14 protein-coding genes are annotated in these 14222 nt (G+C 71.3%); 7 read left to right on the plus strand and 7 right to left on the minus strand.

Annotation, left to right across the window (positions count from 1 at the left end):
* Positions 1 to 121: 121 nt before the first annotated feature.
* Both scy and mce read right to left on the minus strand, forming a co-directional pair.
* Positions 122 to 4069 carry a polarized growth protein Scy gene (gene scy / locus RFN52_RS27745; protein WP_184850056.1) on the minus strand — a complete coding sequence of 1316 codons (3948 nt, stop codon included), beginning with the start codon at positions 4067 to 4069 and terminating at the stop codon, positions 122 to 124.
* A gap of 233 nt (positions 4070 to 4302) precedes the next feature.
* Entirely contained in the window at positions 4303 to 4743 is a 441-nt protein-coding gene (mce, locus tag RFN52_RS27750; protein ID WP_031107947.1) for a methylmalonyl-CoA epimerase, read from the minus strand.
* 148 nt (positions 4744 to 4891) lie between these two features.
* Between mce and RFN52_RS27755 the strand changes: the two genes are divergently transcribed.
* The 3 genes from RFN52_RS27755 to RFN52_RS27765 all read left to right on the plus strand — a co-directional run bounded on the left by RFN52_RS27755 (position 4892) and on the right by RFN52_RS27765 (position 7769).
* The gene (locus RFN52_RS27755; RefSeq protein WP_184850058.1) at positions 4892 to 6100 is read left to right on the plus strand and encodes an acetyl-CoA C-acetyltransferase; all 1209 of its coding nucleotides are present in this window, start codon (positions 4892 to 4894) and stop codon (positions 6098 to 6100) included.
* Between the two features lie 40 nt (positions 6101 to 6140).
* Entirely contained in the window at positions 6141 to 7097 is a 957-nt protein-coding gene (meaB, locus tag RFN52_RS27760) for a methylmalonyl Co-A mutase-associated GTPase MeaB (protein ID WP_184850060.1), read from the plus strand.
* A 123-nt stretch (positions 7098 to 7220) separates the two neighbouring features.
* The gene (locus RFN52_RS27765) at positions 7221 to 7769 is read left to right on the plus strand and encodes a GNAT family N-acetyltransferase (RefSeq protein ID WP_184850062.1); all 549 of its coding nucleotides are present in this window, start codon (positions 7221 to 7223) and stop codon (positions 7767 to 7769) included.
* Positions 7770 to 7869: 100 nt separating this feature from the next.
* Here RFN52_RS27765 and RFN52_RS27770 read toward each other — a convergent pair whose 3' ends face one another.
* A complete protein-coding gene (locus RFN52_RS27770) occupies positions 7870 to 8520 on the minus strand; it encodes a PepSY domain-containing protein (protein ID WP_184850064.1) in 651 nt (216 codons plus the stop codon).
* A 116-nt stretch (positions 8521 to 8636) separates the two neighbouring features.
* On the opposite strand from RFN52_RS27770, the gene RFN52_RS27775 reads away from it, so the two are divergent.
* Together RFN52_RS27775 and RFN52_RS27780 are read left to right on the plus strand one after the other, a co-directional pair.
* Positions 8637 to 9305 (plus strand): response regulator transcription factor, encoded by a 669-nt coding sequence (locus tag RFN52_RS27775; RefSeq protein ID WP_184850066.1) that lies wholly within the window; start codon positions 8637 to 8639, stop codon positions 9303 to 9305.
* A complete protein-coding gene (locus RFN52_RS27780; protein ID WP_184850068.1) occupies positions 9302 to 10726 on the plus strand; it encodes a sensor histidine kinase in 1425 nt (474 codons plus the stop codon). The genes RFN52_RS27775 and RFN52_RS27780 overlap by 4 nt, the downstream gene beginning before the upstream one ends.
* Positions 10727 to 10738: 12 nt before the next feature.
* Here the strand turns inward: RFN52_RS27780 and RFN52_RS27785 are convergent, their stop codons facing one another.
* From RFN52_RS27785 to RFN52_RS27800, 4 genes are all read right to left on the minus strand, one after another.
* Complete coding sequence (locus RFN52_RS27785; RefSeq protein ID WP_184850070.1) at positions 10739 to 11215, minus strand: MarR family winged helix-turn-helix transcriptional regulator; 477 nt, start codon at positions 11213 to 11215, stop codon at positions 10739 to 10741.
* Between the two features lie 116 nt (positions 11216 to 11331).
* A complete protein-coding gene (locus RFN52_RS27790) occupies positions 11332 to 12132 on the minus strand; it encodes an AIM24 family protein (RefSeq protein ID WP_184850072.1) in 801 nt (266 codons plus the stop codon).
* A complete protein-coding gene (locus tag RFN52_RS27795) occupies positions 12129 to 12779 on the minus strand; it encodes an AIM24 family protein (RefSeq protein WP_184850074.1) in 651 nt (216 codons plus the stop codon). The genes RFN52_RS27790 and RFN52_RS27795 overlap by 4 nt, the downstream gene beginning before the upstream one ends.
* A gap of 1 nt (position 12780) precedes the next feature.
* A complete protein-coding gene (locus tag RFN52_RS27800) occupies positions 12781 to 13413 on the minus strand; it encodes an AIM24 family protein (RefSeq protein WP_031105041.1) in 633 nt (210 codons plus the stop codon).
* Positions 13414 to 13580: 167 nt separating this feature from the next.
* On the opposite strand from RFN52_RS27800, the gene RFN52_RS27805 reads away from it, so the two are divergent.
* A complete protein-coding gene (locus RFN52_RS27805; RefSeq protein ID WP_184850076.1) occupies positions 13581 to 13925 on the plus strand; it encodes a DUF3817 domain-containing protein in 345 nt (114 codons plus the stop codon).
* The gene (locus RFN52_RS27810; RefSeq protein ID WP_184850078.1) at positions 13922 to 14215 is read left to right on the plus strand and encodes an MTH1187 family thiamine-binding protein; all 294 of its coding nucleotides are present in this window, start codon (positions 13922 to 13924) and stop codon (positions 14213 to 14215) included. The genes RFN52_RS27805 and RFN52_RS27810 overlap by 4 nt, the downstream gene beginning before the upstream one ends.
* Positions 14216 to 14222 lie beyond the last annotated feature (7 nt).

Here is a 14222-nt window from a genome sequence, read left to right on the forward strand (position 1 = left end):
GTCATCGAGCGGATGCGCGTTTGATCTGGAAAATGACACCCCTTTTGAGTGGCTAACCCCCGGACCGCTTGCCAAAGACTTGGCCAAAGACCCCAGCACACACCGGATTCGCCCCGTTTCGCTAGCTATCCGAGGACTTGCCACCCGAACGGGGTGCGCCGACCGTCGCGCCCGCCTTGACTCCGTTGTCCTTGCCCGCGGCGGGGGCCTCGAAGGACTCCAACGCCTCCAGGACGTCCTGGACACGGGAGATCTCGGCGTTGATGTCCTCGCGGCGGCGGACCAGCACCTCCAGCTCGCGCTTGCCCTCCTCGACCGTGCGCTTGGCCTCGCGGATCGCCTCGGCCTTGAGCTCCTCGGCCTCCCGGACCAGCGTGGACTTCTTCTGCTCGGCCTCCTTGAGCAGCCCCTCCGCCTTCTTCACCGCGGCGATACGGACCTTGCCCGCCTCGGAGTTGGCCTCCGACACGATCTCCTTGGCCTTCGCCTGCGCCTTCGCCAGCTGCTCCTCGGCCGCCTTGACGAGCGCGTCGCAGCGGTCGCCCGCCGACTTCATCGTCTCGGCCGACTCACGTCGGGCCCGCTCGTGCAGCTCCTCGATCTCGGAGGTGATGCGGTCCCGCAGCTCCTCTGCACGCTCCCTTATCTGCGTGGCGTCCCGGCGCGCGCCGACCAGCAGCTCGTCCGCGTCCGTACGGGCCTTCTCCACCAGGGAGTTGCCCTCGACCGTCGCCTCGGACACCAGCCGGTCGGCCTCGGTGCGGGCCGCGCCGACCATCGTGTCGGCCCGCGACTCGGCCTCGGCCGTGGTCTTGTGCGCCTGCTGCTGCGCCTCGGTCAGCAGCTTGTCCGCCTCGGCCGTGGTCTCCGTGATCAGCTTGTCGACCTGCTCGGCCGCCTCGGAGCGCCGCTTGTTGGCGTCCTGGCGGGCCTCGTCCAGCGTGCGGTCGGCCTCCTCGCGCGCGGCGCTGACCAGCCGCTCCGCCTCCGCCTCCGCATCGGTCTTCACCCGTCCGGCCTCGGAGCGGATCCGCTCCGCGTGCTGCTGCGCCGAACCGACCGTCTCGGCGGCCTCGGCCCGCAGCCGCTCCGCCTCGCTCGTGGCGTCCCCGACGAGCTGCTCGGCCTTGGCGACCGACTCCGAACGCACCCGCTCGGCCTCGCTGGCCGCCTCGGAGCGGACGCGCTCGGCCTCGGAGACCGCCTCCGTACGGACCCGCTCGGCCTCGGCGACCGTGTCCATGCGCAGCCGGTCGGTCTCCTGGACCGTCTCCGTCGTCAGCCGCTCCGCCTCGTTGCGGGCCTCGGTGATGAGGGTGTCCGCCTGCGTCGCCGCGTCCGAGCGGATGCGGTTGGCGTCCTCCCGGGCGTCCGCCCGGGTGCGCGAGGCGCTCTGCTCGGCCTCGGCGATCGCGTCCGACGCCTCCGTGCGCACCCGCTGGGCGTGCTCGGCGACGTCCGCGCGGATCCGCTCCGCCTCCGAGATCGCCTCGGACATCGTCCGCTCGGCGAGCGCCTTGGCGGCCTCGGACTCCTCGTGCGCCTCGCGCCGCAGCCGGCCCGCGTCCTCGCTCGCCCGCTCCCGCTCGGCGTAGGCGTCGGAGCGGACCCGGTCCGCCTCCTCCTGGGCCTCGCGGCGCGTACGGTCCGCCGCGTGCTCGGCGGCGGAACGCAGACCGGTGATCTCCTCCTGGGCCTGCTCGTGCAGTCCCGCGACGGAGTCCCGGACCTGCTGGGCGTGCTGCTCGGCCGCCGACACCATCTCCGTGGCACGGCGGTCGGCCTCCTCGACCAGCCGTACGGCCTCGGTCTGCGCCTCCTCCACGCGCTTGCGCGCCGAGGCCAGCAGCTCCTCGCTCTGCTCGCGGGCCCGCTCGCGCTCCTGGTCGGCCTCCTGCCGGGCGCTGCCGAGCAGCTCCTCCGCCTCGCGGCGGCGCCGGTTGGCCTCCTCCTGGGCGGCGGCCAGCGTCTCCGACGCCTCCGCGGCGAGCCGCTCGGCGGCGGACTGTGCCTCCGCACGCATCCGGTCGGCGCTCTCCTGCGCCTCCGACTTCAGCCGCTCGGCCTCGCTCGCCGCCTCCGAACGCAGCCGTACGGCGACGGCCTCGCCCTCGGCACGCGACGCGGACGCGTCCGACGCGGCCTCGTCACGCAGCCGCTCGGCCTCCGCCTCGGCCTGGTGCTGGAGCGTACGGATCCGCTCCGCGGCCTCGGCGCGCAGCCGCTCGTTCTCCTCGGCGGCCTCGCGGCGGATCCGCGCGGCCTCCTCACGGGCGTCCGACAGCGCCTGCTCGGCGGCCGTCAGCCGCTCCTCCGCCTCCGTCTGGAGCCGCGTCAGCTCCTCGGCGGCCTCACCACGACGGACCTCTATGGCCCGCTCGGTCTCCTCGTGCAGCTCCCGCGCCGCGCGCTCGGCGTCCTCCCGGAGCGCCTCGGCCTGCTCGACGACCTCCTCGCGGTGCCGCTCGGCCTCCTGCCGGGTGCGCTGGAGGGTCTCCTCGGCCTGCCGGCGCAGCGTCGTCGCCCGCTCGATGGCCTCGGTGCGGACCCTCTCGCTGTCCGTCTGGGCCGTCGTGCGCAGCTCGTCCGCGTCCGCCTTGGCCTTGGCGAGCAGCTCCTCGGCGGACTTCGCCGCCTCCTCGATCTGCGCCACGGCCTCCTTGCGGGCCTCGGCGCGGATCTTCTCGCCCTCGTCGACCGCGTCCGCCCGCAGCTGCTCGGCCTCGCCGCGCAGCCGGCGGGCCTCCTCCTGCAGCTCGACCGTCTTGGCGCGGTACTCCTTGGTGTCGTCCTTCGCCGCGCCCTTGAGCTGCTCGGCGATGTCGTGCGCCTCGGCCCGCAGCCGGTCCGCCTCGGCCTCGGCCTCCGAGCGGATCCGCTCGGCCTCCTCGGCCGCCGCCTTCGTCGTCTTCTTGGCGTCCTCGGACGCCTTGTTCAGGACCTCCTCGGCGGTCCTGGCCGCCTTGGACAGCTGGGTCGCGGTCTCCTCGGCGGTGAGCGAGCGGGCCTTCTCGGAGGCCTCCGCGACGATCTTCTCGGCCTCGGCGCGGGCATCGGCGACCAGCTGCTCGGCCTCGGACTTGGTGTTCTCGGCCTCCTTCGTGGCCTCCTCGACCAGCCGGGCGACCTGCTCCTTGGCGGTGCGCGTGCGCGTCTCGTTCGCCGACTCGGCGCTCGACAGGGCCTTGGCGGCGGCCTCCTTGGCCTCCGTGACCAGCTTCTCCGACTCGGTCTGCGCCTTGCGCAGCGCCTCCTCGGCCTCGGCCATCCGCTGCTCGGCGGCCTTGCTCAGCTCCTGGGCCTCGCGACGCGCGGACTCCGACTCGGTGGCGGTCGACGTCCGCAGCTGCTCGGCGTGGTCGGTGGCCTCCTGGGCCTGCGTGGAGGCGGCGTTGAGCAGGCGCTCGGCGTCCGTGCGGGCGCGGCGCAGGATCTGCTCGGCCTCGGCACGGGCCTCCTCGGCGGCGCCCGTCAGCCGCTGCCGGGCCTCCGTCGCCAGCCGCTCGGCCTCCGCACGGGCGGTGGCCAGGGCCTGCTCGGCCTCGGCGCGGGACTCCTCCAGCAGCCGGCGGGCCTGCTGCTCGGTGCGGGCCCGCAGCTGCTCGGCCCAGGCCACGTTCTCGTTGACGTGCGACTCGACCGTCTGGCGGCGCTCGGCCAGCTCCTGGTCCAGCTGCTGGCGGCGGGTCACCGCCTCCTGGTGCAGCTCGGCCTGGAGCCGGGCGGCCTGCTCGGCGTGCTCCTGGAGGATCCGCTGGGTCTGCGCCCGGGCCTCGCTCAGCTCGCGGTCGGCGTCCGCGCGGATCTGGTCGGCCTGCATCTGCGCATTGCGCAGCAACTGCTCGGCCTGCCAGCCGATGTCGCCCCCATCGAAGGAGGGCCGGGTCATGATGGTCCGCCGCGCCTCGTGCAGCTTGGCGCGCAGCACCTCGACCTGGTAGCCGAGGTCCTCGGCGTGCTGGATCGCCTTTTCCCGCTCGGTCTTCAGCCGCTTCATCTCGGCTTCGAACCGAGAGAGGTGGTCGACGTCAGCCGCCGGCTCTCGCTCCTGGCTCTCGTAGCCCCGCACTGCGCGGTCCCATCCGTCCCCTGGTCGAAACTCTTACCGAACGAGCTCCGTCCATCCGCCGAACGGGGCCCCCGGGGAATGGTGTCAGATCATCGGCGGAGCAGAGGCTGCTGCCCCGACGCTCGTCCCCCGAAACCCGGACCCCGGTGGTCCTGCCGCAGCACGGCGGGACCGCGGTCACCCTGGACTGAGCGGCGACCGCCCCCAACCCTACCGGCCCCTATGTACGAGGGTCAGTGCTCAGGTGACTCAACAGGCGCCGAAGTGACCAGTTCTGTCAGTACGCCATGACAGTCCTTGGGGTGCAGGAAGGTGATCCGTGACCCCATGGAACCGACTCGCGGCTCTTCGTACAGCACGCGTACGCCCTTGCCCTTGATCTCCTCGGCGTCGCCGTCGACATCTGCCGTACCGAAAGCGATGTGGTGGACGCCCTCGCCGTTCTTCGCGAGCCACTTCGCGACGGTGGAGTCCTCGCGGGTCGGCTCCAGGAGCTGCAGGTAGGAGGCACCGCCGTCGGACGTCTCGTTGATCTTGAGCATGGCCTCGCGCACGCCCTGCTCCTCGTTGACCTCGGAGTGGAACACCTCGAAGCCGTAGGTGGCACGGTAGAACTCGACGGTCTTGTCGAGGTCGAAACAGGCGATTCCGATGTGGTCGATTCGCGTCAGCATGGATTCAGTGCAACGCCCCGGAGGTGGTTACGCAACGTGCGCGCGATCACACCGACAGCCCGATGACGGCACGGAGTGCCACTCAGTACATTCGAAGTAAACCCTCGTTCACTCCTCGGCTGTCCAGCCGGTAAGGGGATCGCAGCTCATGTCTTCTGGAACTTCCGAAGCGAACAGCTCGGTGATCGTCGCGGGAGCGCGTACGCCCATGGGGCGGTTGCTCGGATCGCTGAAGTCCTTCTCCGGAGCCGACCTCGGCGGCTTCGCGATCAAGGCCGCCCTCGACCGTGCGGGGATCGGTGGCGACCAGGTGCAGTACGTGATCATGGGCCAGGTGCTCCAGGCCGGTGCGGGGCAGATCCCGGCCCGCCAGGCCGCGGTCAAGGCCGGCATCCCGATGAACGTGCCCGCGCTGACCATCAACAAGGTGTGTCTGTCCGGCCTCGACGCCATCGCGCTCGCCGACCAGCTCATCCGCGCGGGTGAGTTCGACGTGGTCGTCGCCGGCGGTCAGGAGTCCATGACCAACGCGCCGCACCTGCTGCCGAAGTCCCGCGAGGGCTTCAAGTACGGCGCGGTCGAGATGCTCGACGCCATGGCCCACGACGGTCTGACCGACTCCTTCGAAGGCGTCGCCATGGGCGAGTCGACGGAGAAGCACAACACCCGTCTGGGCATCGCGCGGCCCGAGCAGGACGAGATCGCCGCGCTGTCGCACCAGCGGGCCGCCGCCGCGCAGAAGAACGGCCTGTTCGAGGCCGAGATCACGCCCGTCGAGATCCCGCAGCGCAAGGGCGACCCGGTGCTGTTCAGCAAGGACGAGGGGATCCGCGGTGACACGACCGCGGAGTCGCTCGGGAAGCTGCGTCCGGCCTTCGCCAAGGACGGCACGATCACGGCCGGTTCCGCCTCGCAGATCTCCGACGGTGCCGCCGCCGTCGTCGTGATGAGCAAGGCCAAGGCCCAGGAGCTGGGCCTGGAGTGGATCGCCGAGATCGGGGCGCACGGCAACGTGGCCGGGCCGGACAACTCGCTGCAGTCGCAGCCGTCCAACGCGATCCTGCACGCGCTGAAGAAGGAGGGCCTCGAGGTCTCGGACCTCGACCTCATCGAGATCAACGAGGCGTTCGCGGCCGTGGCCGTGCAGTCCATGAAGGACCTCGGGGTGTCCACCGAAAAGGTGAATGTCAACGGTGGTGCGATTGCCCTGGGTCACCCGATCGGGATGTCAGGTGCGCGTCTCGTGCTGCATCTCGCGCTGGAGCTGAAGCGGCGCGGCGGCGGCGTGGGCGCGGCGGCGCTGTGCGGTGGCGGAGGGCAGGGTGACGCGCTGATCGTGCGCGTGCCCAAGGCCTAGGCCTGAGTTTCGGTACGTCCCCTATCTGAACGGAGCTGTGATGCAGGACGTCTCCACCCTGGTGGCCCAGGCCAGGGAAGGCCGGCCGCGGGCCGTGGCCCGGCTGATCTCCCTGGTGGAGGGGGCGTCCCCGCAGCTGCGGGAGGTCATGGCAGCGCTCGCGCCGCTGACGGGCGGGGCGTACGTGGTCGGGCTGACCGGGTCGCCCGGGGTCGGCAAGTCCACGTCGACCTCGGCGCTGGTCTCCGCGTACCGCAAGCAGGACAAGCGGGTCGGCGTGCTCGCCGTCGACCCGTCGTCCCCGTTCTCGGGCGGTGCGCTCCTCGGGGACCGGGTGCGGATGTCGGAGCACGCGTCCGACCCGGGCGTGTACATCCGGTCGATGGCCACGCGCGGGCATCTGGGCGGGCTGGCCTGGTCGGCGCCGCAGGCGATCCGGGTGCTGGACGCCGCCGGCTGTGACGTGATCCTGGTCGAGACGGTGGGTGTGGGGCAGTCGGAGGTGGAGATCGCCTCCCAGGCGGACACGTCCGTGGTGCTGCTCGCGCCGGGGATGGGGGACGGGATCCAGGCGGCCAAGGCAGGGATCCTGGAGATCGGCGACGTGTACGTCGTGAACAAGGCGGACCGGGACGGGGCGGACGCGACGGCTCGCGAGCTGAACCACATGCTGGGGCTGGGAGAGTCCCGGGGGCCGGGCGACTGGCGTCCGCCGATCGTGAAGACGGTCGCCGCGCGGGGCGAGGGCGTCGACGAGGTCGTCGAGGCGCTGGAGAAGCACCGGGCCTGGATGGAGGAGCGGGGCGTGCTCGCGGAGCGGCGTCGGTCCCGGGCGTCGCGGGAGGTCGAGACGATCGCGGTGACGGCACTGCGGGAGCGGATCGGGGACCTGCACGGCGACCGCCGCCTCGGGGCGCTGGCGGAGCGGATCATCGCGGGCGAATTGGATCCCTACCGGGCGGCTGACGAGCTGGTGGCGGGGTTGACGGAAGCCTGACCGCCAGTGCCTGCGGCGGTTGGGCCGGAGGTGAGGCGGAAACGGGGCGGGGTCGGGTGCTTGCGCCTTCTCGCCGGTGGTGGACCGGGCGGCGTCGCACGGGTGTGCGATAGGTTGCCCGTCATGACCGGGTCAGCGCTCATGCCATGGCCACCTGCCCCGATACGGACCGGACGGCTCGTGCTCCGCGAGTCCGAGGCCCGGGACCGTGCGGGGTTCGTCGAGCTGTTCGCGTCGCCGGAGGTACGGACCTATCTCGGTGGTCCCCGGCCGCGCGATGAGCTCGAACGGGCGATTCCCGCGATCCCCGGACGGCGGCCCGGCCTTTTCGTGATCGATGTCGATGGAGCGATGATCGGCACGGTCACGCTCGAACGGCGCGACGCAGAGCGCCCCGGGCGTCTGAGCCCGGATGCCGGGGAGATCGAGCTCGGCTACATGTTCCTGCCGGAGGCATGGGGACGCGGGTACGCCACCGAGGCGTGCGCAGCGGTGCTCGACTGGTTCGCCGGCGCACTCCCCGGCGAGCCGGTGGTGCTCTGCACCCAGACCGCGAACCGCCGTTCGATGCGCCTCGCGGCCAAGCTGGGGTTCACCGAGGTGGAGCGGTTCGAGGAGTTCGGCGCCGAGCAGTGGTTCGGCGTGTGTTCTCCCGTCATGCCGTCCGGCTGAGAGGGCACGAGGGTCCGCGCGGCGGCACCTCTCGTCGCGCCGAGCCGCGCGACGCCCCGGCGTCAGCACGGACGCCGGGGCGGTCGAGGGGGCCTTCTGGTCAGTCCTGGTCGTCGGCGTCGTCCGCGTCGTCGTCCTGCGTGTCGGAGCGGTCCGCCGTGACCTTGCCCGACGTGAGGTCGATCTTCCAGTCCTGCTCGGCTCCGCCGGACGTGCGGGTCTCGGCCTCCCAGGACTTGTCCTTGCCGTCCTCGTCGAGGCCGACGGACGTCACTACGCCCTTGCCGGCGGCGGCCTTCGCGGCCTCCTCGGCCGTCACCGAGGAACCCTTCAGAGCGGCCCGCACCTGCGCCGTGTCGTCCTCGTCGTCGGTCTGCGAGCCCAGGACCTTGCCGCTGGACGGGTCGACGCTCACGCTGTGCCAGGTGTTGTCGCCCGACAGGACGTCGACCTTCCAGACCACCTTGTCGCTGTCGTCCTCGTCGTCCAGCTCGGCGGAGACGACCGTGCCCGACGTGTGCTTCAGCGCGGAGGCGATGGCCTCGGGCGCGGTGACGTCGGAGGAGGAGACCTTGGCGGCGTCGTCGTCGCGGTCGTCCTGGTCGTCCCGGTTGCCGTCGTCCGACAGCTTCGTGTTCGCCGCCTGCCGCGCCGGGCCCTGGTCGTCTCCCGTGGTCGCGAGGGCCGTGGCCGTCCCGCCTCCGATCAGAGCGGCGGCGGTCACAGCGGCGATCACGATGTTGCGCTTCATGCGGATTCCTCCCGAGTCGTTTCGTTTTCGACGTCTTCGACTCTGGCTGACGGAGGCTGAGAGGAACCTGAAGCCCCCTGAAGTGATCTTCAGCTTGCCTTTGCCACTCTTTACCCATGCGCCTGTTGATCGTGGAGGACGAGAAGCGGCTGGCCCTGTCGCTCGCCAGGGGCCTGACGGCCGAGGGGTACGCCGTGGACGTCGTCCACGACGGACGGGAGGGGCTGCACCAGGCATCGGAGGGCACGTACGACCTGGTCATCCTCGACATCATGCTGCCCGGCCTGAACGGCTACCGGGTCTGCGCCGCCCTGCGCGCCGCCGGGCACGACGTGCCGATCCTGATGCTGACCGCCAAGGACGGCGAGTACGACGAGGCCGAGGGACTCGACACCGGTGCGGACGACTACCTGACCAAGCCGTTCTCGTACGTCGTGCTCGTCGCCCGGGTCAAGGCGCTGCTGCGGCGGCGCGGACAGGGGGCCGGGGCTTCGCCCGTGCACGTGCACGGCGATCTGAAGGTGGACACCGCGGCCCGGCGGGTCTTCCTGGGCGCGGACGAGATCGCCCTCACCGCCAAGGAGTTCTCGGTGCTGGAGCACCTCGTGCTGCGGGCCGGCGAGGTGGTGTCCAAGTCCGAGATCCTGGAGCACGTCTGGGACTTCGCGTACGACGGTGATCCGAACATCGTCGAGGTGTACGTCAGCACGCTGCGGCGGAAGCTGCGCGCGGGGCTGATCCGGACCGTGCGCGGGGCCGGCTACCGGCTGGAGACGTCGCCGTGAGGCGGCTGTTCGGGTCCGTCCGGGCACGGGCCACGCTGGGCGCGACCCTCGTGGTCGCGGTGGCGCTCGTCGCGGCCGGTGCCGCCGTGCTGTTGTCCCTGCGGTCCAATCTGATCGGCGAGGCCGGCACGCAGGCGGAGCGCTCCGCGCGGGCCGTCGCCTCCGAGCTGGCCGCCGGAACGCCGTACGACAAGCTCTCCGGGCTGGACGGCGACGACGGCCCGGTGCAGGTCCTGGACGAGCAGAAGCGGCTGGTCGCGGCCAGCGAGGACCTGGAGCGGATCAGCGGGACGGACAGCGACCGGGTGAAGCCGCGGCCGGCGGCGACGCCCTCCGGCGACGGCGACGGTGACGGCGACGACGACTCCGATGACGCGGGCGGCGAGGCCCTGGAACCCGGTGAGATCTCCGGGGAGAGCCTCTTCAGCAACGGGTCCGCGACCATCGACGGGGAGGCGCAGGACTACCGCTTCGCGGCCGTCGAGGTGGAGACCCACGACCGCGGGCACCTCAAGGTCTACGCCGGTTCCCCGCTGGCCGCCGAACACGGGGCCGTGCGCACCGCGCTGACGGTGATGCTGATCGGGTTCCCGCTGCTGCTCGGTGTCGTCGCGGCCGTGACCTGGCTGGTGACCCGGCGGGCCCTGCGGCCCGTGGAAGGGATCCGGCGCGAGATGGCCGCGATCACCCAGTCCGAGGATCTCGCCCGGCGCGTTCCGGAGCCGGACACGCACGACGAGATCGCCCGGCTGGCCAGCACCACCAACGAGACGCTCGCGGCGCTGGAGACGTCCGTGGAGCGGCAGCGGCGGTTCGTCGCCGATGCCTCCCACGAACTGCGCAGTCCGATCGCCTCGCTGCGGACCCAGCTGGAGGTGGCCGCCGCGCACCCCGAGCTGCTGGACCTCGACGGGGCCGTGGAGGACACCGTCCGGCTCCAGCGGCTGGCGGCCGATCTGCTGCTGCTCGCCCGGCTGGACGCGGGGGAGCGGCCCAACGACGCGAAGGTAGACCTCGCCGGGCTCGCCCGGGAGGCGGCCGAGGGGCGGACGGGTGTGACCGTGGACGCGGAGCCGGTGGAGGTGGCCGGCTCGCGGGGGCAGCTGGGCCGGGTGCTCGCCAATCTGCTCGACAACGCCCAGCGGCACGCCCGGTCGGCCGTGACCGTGAACGTGCGGAGCGAGGGCGACCGGGCCGTGGTCGGGGTGGCCGACGACGGTGACGGGGTGCCCGACGGCGACCGGGAGCGGATCTTCGAACGGTTCGTCCGGCTGGACGCGGCCCGCAGCCGCGACGACGGCGGAGCCGGGCTGGGGCTCGCCATCGCCCGCGACGTGGCCGTCCGGCACGGCGGGACGCTCACGGCCGGACGGGGGCCCGCAGGCGGAGCCCTGTTCGAACTCCGCCTGCCGCTCGTCTAGCGGGGGCTGCGGCTACGGGCGCCCGCGCTGGCCGCGCAGGTGCTCCGCGATGGGCTTGAGGGCCTTGTCGAGCTCGGTCAGGGCCTCGGGGGACAGCAGGTCGATGAAGTGCCTGCGCACGGACGCCACGTGGTGGGGCGCGACCTTCTGCATCGTCGCCATGCCGTGCTCGGTGAGGACCGCGTAGAGCCCCCGGCGGTCCGACTCGCAGTTCTCCCGCCGGACCAGGTTCGCGTTCTCCATACGCGTGATCTGGTGCGAGAGGCGGCTCTTGGACTGGAGGGTGGCGGAGGCGAGATCACTCATCCGCATCCTCTGGCCCTCGGACTCGGAGAGATTCACCAGGATCTCGTAGTCGTTCATTGTCAGGCCGAACGGCTGCAGGTCCTTCTCGAGCTGGTACGTCAACAGCCTGTTGACCTCCAGGTGGGTGCGCCAGGCGCACTGCTCCGCATCGGTCAGCCAGCGGGTGGCCGTCTCGGTCTCCATGAATGAAGTCTACCTAAAAGGTTGAAAGGCGAACTAGTGAGGGGTGGCGTGTGACGACGTACGCCTGGCGAACAACAGTGCGCAGACGTTCGATGTCACACTCCGCAGACTACCGCTCACAGCCCGAAGCGACGCTGGAGGTCCCCCAGCTGTCCGGGAAGGCGCGGTACGCCGGACTGTCCGGCCTGAGGGCTGTGCGCCCCGCCACCGGGCACGCCGGCCTGATGCGGAACGGTCCCCGTGGCCTGCTCCGCCATCAGGGTCTCCGACGACTGGAGCAGCACCGTCCCGGCGCCGACGAACTCGAACTGGTGCTCCTCGCCGGAGGCCCCGCCGAGGCCCGTCAGTGCACGTAGACCGCCCATGACGCCGGTCATGTACCCGTGGTCGTAGTGGTGGCACGGGGAGGGGCAGTCGGCCCAGCCGACCAGGGCCTGGGGGTCGACCCGGATCGGGGGTTCCATGAACACCACCGGCCCGTTCGACGCGGCCACGAACTTTCCGGTTCCGATGAGGGTCAGAAAACCCGGCACGATTGATTGCTTCAGTGACAGAGTTGGCTGAAAAGCGAGGAGGTTGCCGGAGCGAATGGTCAGGTTGCCGTCTTCGAGGTCGTACGAATTGACGTCGAAGGCCCGGTCGGCGAGGAGCATCTTGCCCGAGCCCTCCGCCACGACCCAGTCGCTCGCGTGCAGTGGCGAATGGAAGGACGTACGCACCAGACGGTCCAGCCGGCCGTGTCCGACGCCGTTGAAGTCGATCGACCCGTAGTAGGCGATCATCTTCCCCTTCTGCAGGAACCACTGGCTCCCCTTGAGCTCCACGCAGAAGGAGTAGGCGTTCACGTTGTCGTCGGGCGGCAGTGTCGCCGGGTCGAAGACCACGGGGCCGGCGCCGGGGCTTCCGTACGTGCTCACAGCTTCTCCTCCGACGCCTGGACGTACACCGCACCGCTGCCACTGAGCTCCAGCTGGAACGCCTCGCCCGAGCCGCGCCCCACCATGTCCCGCCAGCCAAGGGCCGTGGACAGCTTGTTGCGGACGTCGCCGTGGTGGGCGACGTAGGCCTGCGGGTCCACATGGACCGGCCGTTGCGGGGTGATCGGGATCTCGATGACGCCGCCGTGGGCCATGACCGCGACGGCCCCCTGCCCCTTCAGCGTCGTCGTGAACAGGCCCTGGCCGCTGACCTGCCCGCGCACCATGCCCATCACGCCGCCCTGCGAGCCCAGGAACATCGTGCCCTGCTGGAGCGAGCCCTCGAAGGCCAGGAGGCGGTCCGCCTCCACGTACAGGGTGTCGCCGGCCAGCCGGATCACCTGGATGTGGTGCCCGCCGTGCCCGAACAGGACCGTGCCGCTGCCCTCGACGGTCATCAGGGGCGTGTCCTCGTCGGCGACCCGGCGGCCGATCATCGACATGATCCCGCCCTGGCCGCCCGCCGTGTTGGGCGTGAAGGACACCTCACCCTGGTACGCGAGCATCGCGCCGCGCTGGCTGAACAGCCGCTGCCCCGGCGCGACCGTCGCCTCGATCATCTTCGCGTTGATCTCCCGGAAGGCCATCTCACACGTCTCCCGCGATCGTGTTCCGCTCGCTCGGCTGCACGTACACCAGCCCGTCCCCCTCGAAGCGCATCTGGAAGGCCTCGCCGCCGCCCTCCCCGAGCAGCGTGCGGAAGGTCACACCGGACTGGAAGGACTGCCGCAGGTTGCCCTGGTGCGCCACGTACGCCCCCGGGTCGACGGTCAGCGGGTACTGCGCGCTCACCCGCAGCACCACCGCCGGGCCGTCCGACATGATCGCCGCCTGGCCGTGGCCCTCGACGGTCGTCGTGAACAGCCCGTTGCCCTGCGAGGCGCCGCGCAGACCCGTGAACTCCGTGCCCGTGCGCAGCCCGCCGTCGGTCGCGAGCAGGTTGCTCGACTCGACGTAGAGCTTGTCGCCCTGGATGCTGACCAGGTTGATCTCGGAGGCGCGGTCCGCGAACCAGCAGGTCCCCCGCCCCTTCACCTCCATCAACGTCATCTGCTCACCGGTCAGCCGCCGGGTCACCATGCCCCGGATGCCCTCGCCGCCGCCGCTGAGCTTCTTGAAGGCCATCTCCCCGTCGTACGCGACCATCGAGCCGTTCTTCGCCTTCACGGCATCCCCGGTCATGTCGACGGCGAGCACCTTGCTGCTCTGAAGTCGGAACATCGCCACGACTGGAAGGTAGCCGCAGGCCGGGCCCCGCGGACAGGCCCCGTGGGTGGAGAACGACCCTGACCGCACCCCTAGGGGCCGGGTGTCGAGGCGGTTTGCCACAATGGGCAGACGCTTGTGCGCGTGTTCACAAACTGTTTCTCTCCCACCGAAGGTGACCCGTGGACCTCAAGACCGCCACCGCCATCCGCCGCCTCCGCCTGGTATCGGCGCCCGAGGCGATCTCCTTCCTGCTGCTGCTGGTCTGCTCCGTGCTGAAGCGGACCACGGACTTCAACGCCGTGCCGGTGATGGGTGCGGTACACGGTGGGCTCTTCGTCCTGTACGTGATCTTCTGGGCCGACGCGTGGAACCGGGCGAAGTGGTCGCTGAAGACCGCCGCGCTGTACTTCGTCCTGTCGGTGCTGCCCGCCGGCGGGTTCGTCGCCGAGCGCCGGCTGCGGCGTGAGGCCGAGGACGCCGTCATCGCGACGCGGGCCCGCAAGGAAGGCGTGGTGGGCGCGTGATCGTCGCCTTCTCCGTGACGCCGCTCGGGGTCGGTGAGGACGTGGGGGAGTACGTCGCCGACGCCGTGCGGGTGGTCCGCGAGTCGGGGCTGCCGAACCGTACCGACGCGATGTTCACCTCCGTCGAAGGGGAGTGGGACGAGGTCATGGACGTCGTCCGGCGTGCGGTCGCCGCGGTGGAGCGGCGGGCACCCCGGGTCTCCCTCGTCCTCAAGGCGGACATCCGCCCGGGCGTGACGGACGGCCTCACCTCCAAGGTGGACACCGTGGAGCGGCACCTCGCCGAATAGCCGCCGG

Source organism: Streptomyces collinus (genome assembly GCF_031348265.1).
In the GTDB taxonomy this organism is placed as follows: Bacteria; Actinomycetota; Actinomycetes; order Streptomycetales; family Streptomycetaceae; genus Streptomyces; species Streptomyces collinus.

Excerpts from the sequence above, each read along its gene's own strand:
- RFN52_RS27755 (WP_184850058.1), top strand. The coding sequence starts at position 4,892 with ATGTCTTCTGGAACTTCCGAAGCGAACAGCTCGGTGATCGTCGCGGGA.
- meaB (WP_184850060.1), top strand. The coding sequence starts at position 6,141 with ATGCAGGACGTCTCCACCCTGGTGGCCCAGGCCAGGGAAGGCCGGCCG.
- RFN52_RS27770 (WP_184850064.1), bottom strand. The coding sequence starts at position 8,520 with ATGAAGCGCAACATCGTGATCGCCGCTGTGACCGCCGCCGCTCTGATC.
- RFN52_RS27795 (WP_184850074.1), bottom strand. The coding sequence starts at position 12,779 with ATGGCCTTCCGGGAGATCAACGCGAAGATGATCGAGGCGACGGTCGCG.
- RFN52_RS27800 (WP_031105041.1), bottom strand. The coding sequence starts at position 13,413 with ATGTTCCGACTTCAGAGCAGCAAGGTGCTCGCCGTCGACATGACCGGG.
- RFN52_RS27785 (WP_184850070.1), bottom strand. The coding sequence starts at position 11,215 with ATGGAGACCGAGACGGCCACCCGCTGGCTGACCGATGCGGAGCAGTGC.
- RFN52_RS27775 (WP_184850066.1), top strand. The coding sequence starts at position 8,637 with ATGCGCCTGTTGATCGTGGAGGACGAGAAGCGGCTGGCCCTGTCGCTC.
- RFN52_RS27765 (WP_184850062.1), top strand. The coding sequence starts at position 7,221 with ATGACCGGGTCAGCGCTCATGCCATGGCCACCTGCCCCGATACGGACC.
- mce (WP_031107947.1), bottom strand. The coding sequence starts at position 4,743 with ATGCTGACGCGAATCGACCACATCGGAATCGCCTGTTTCGACCTCGAC.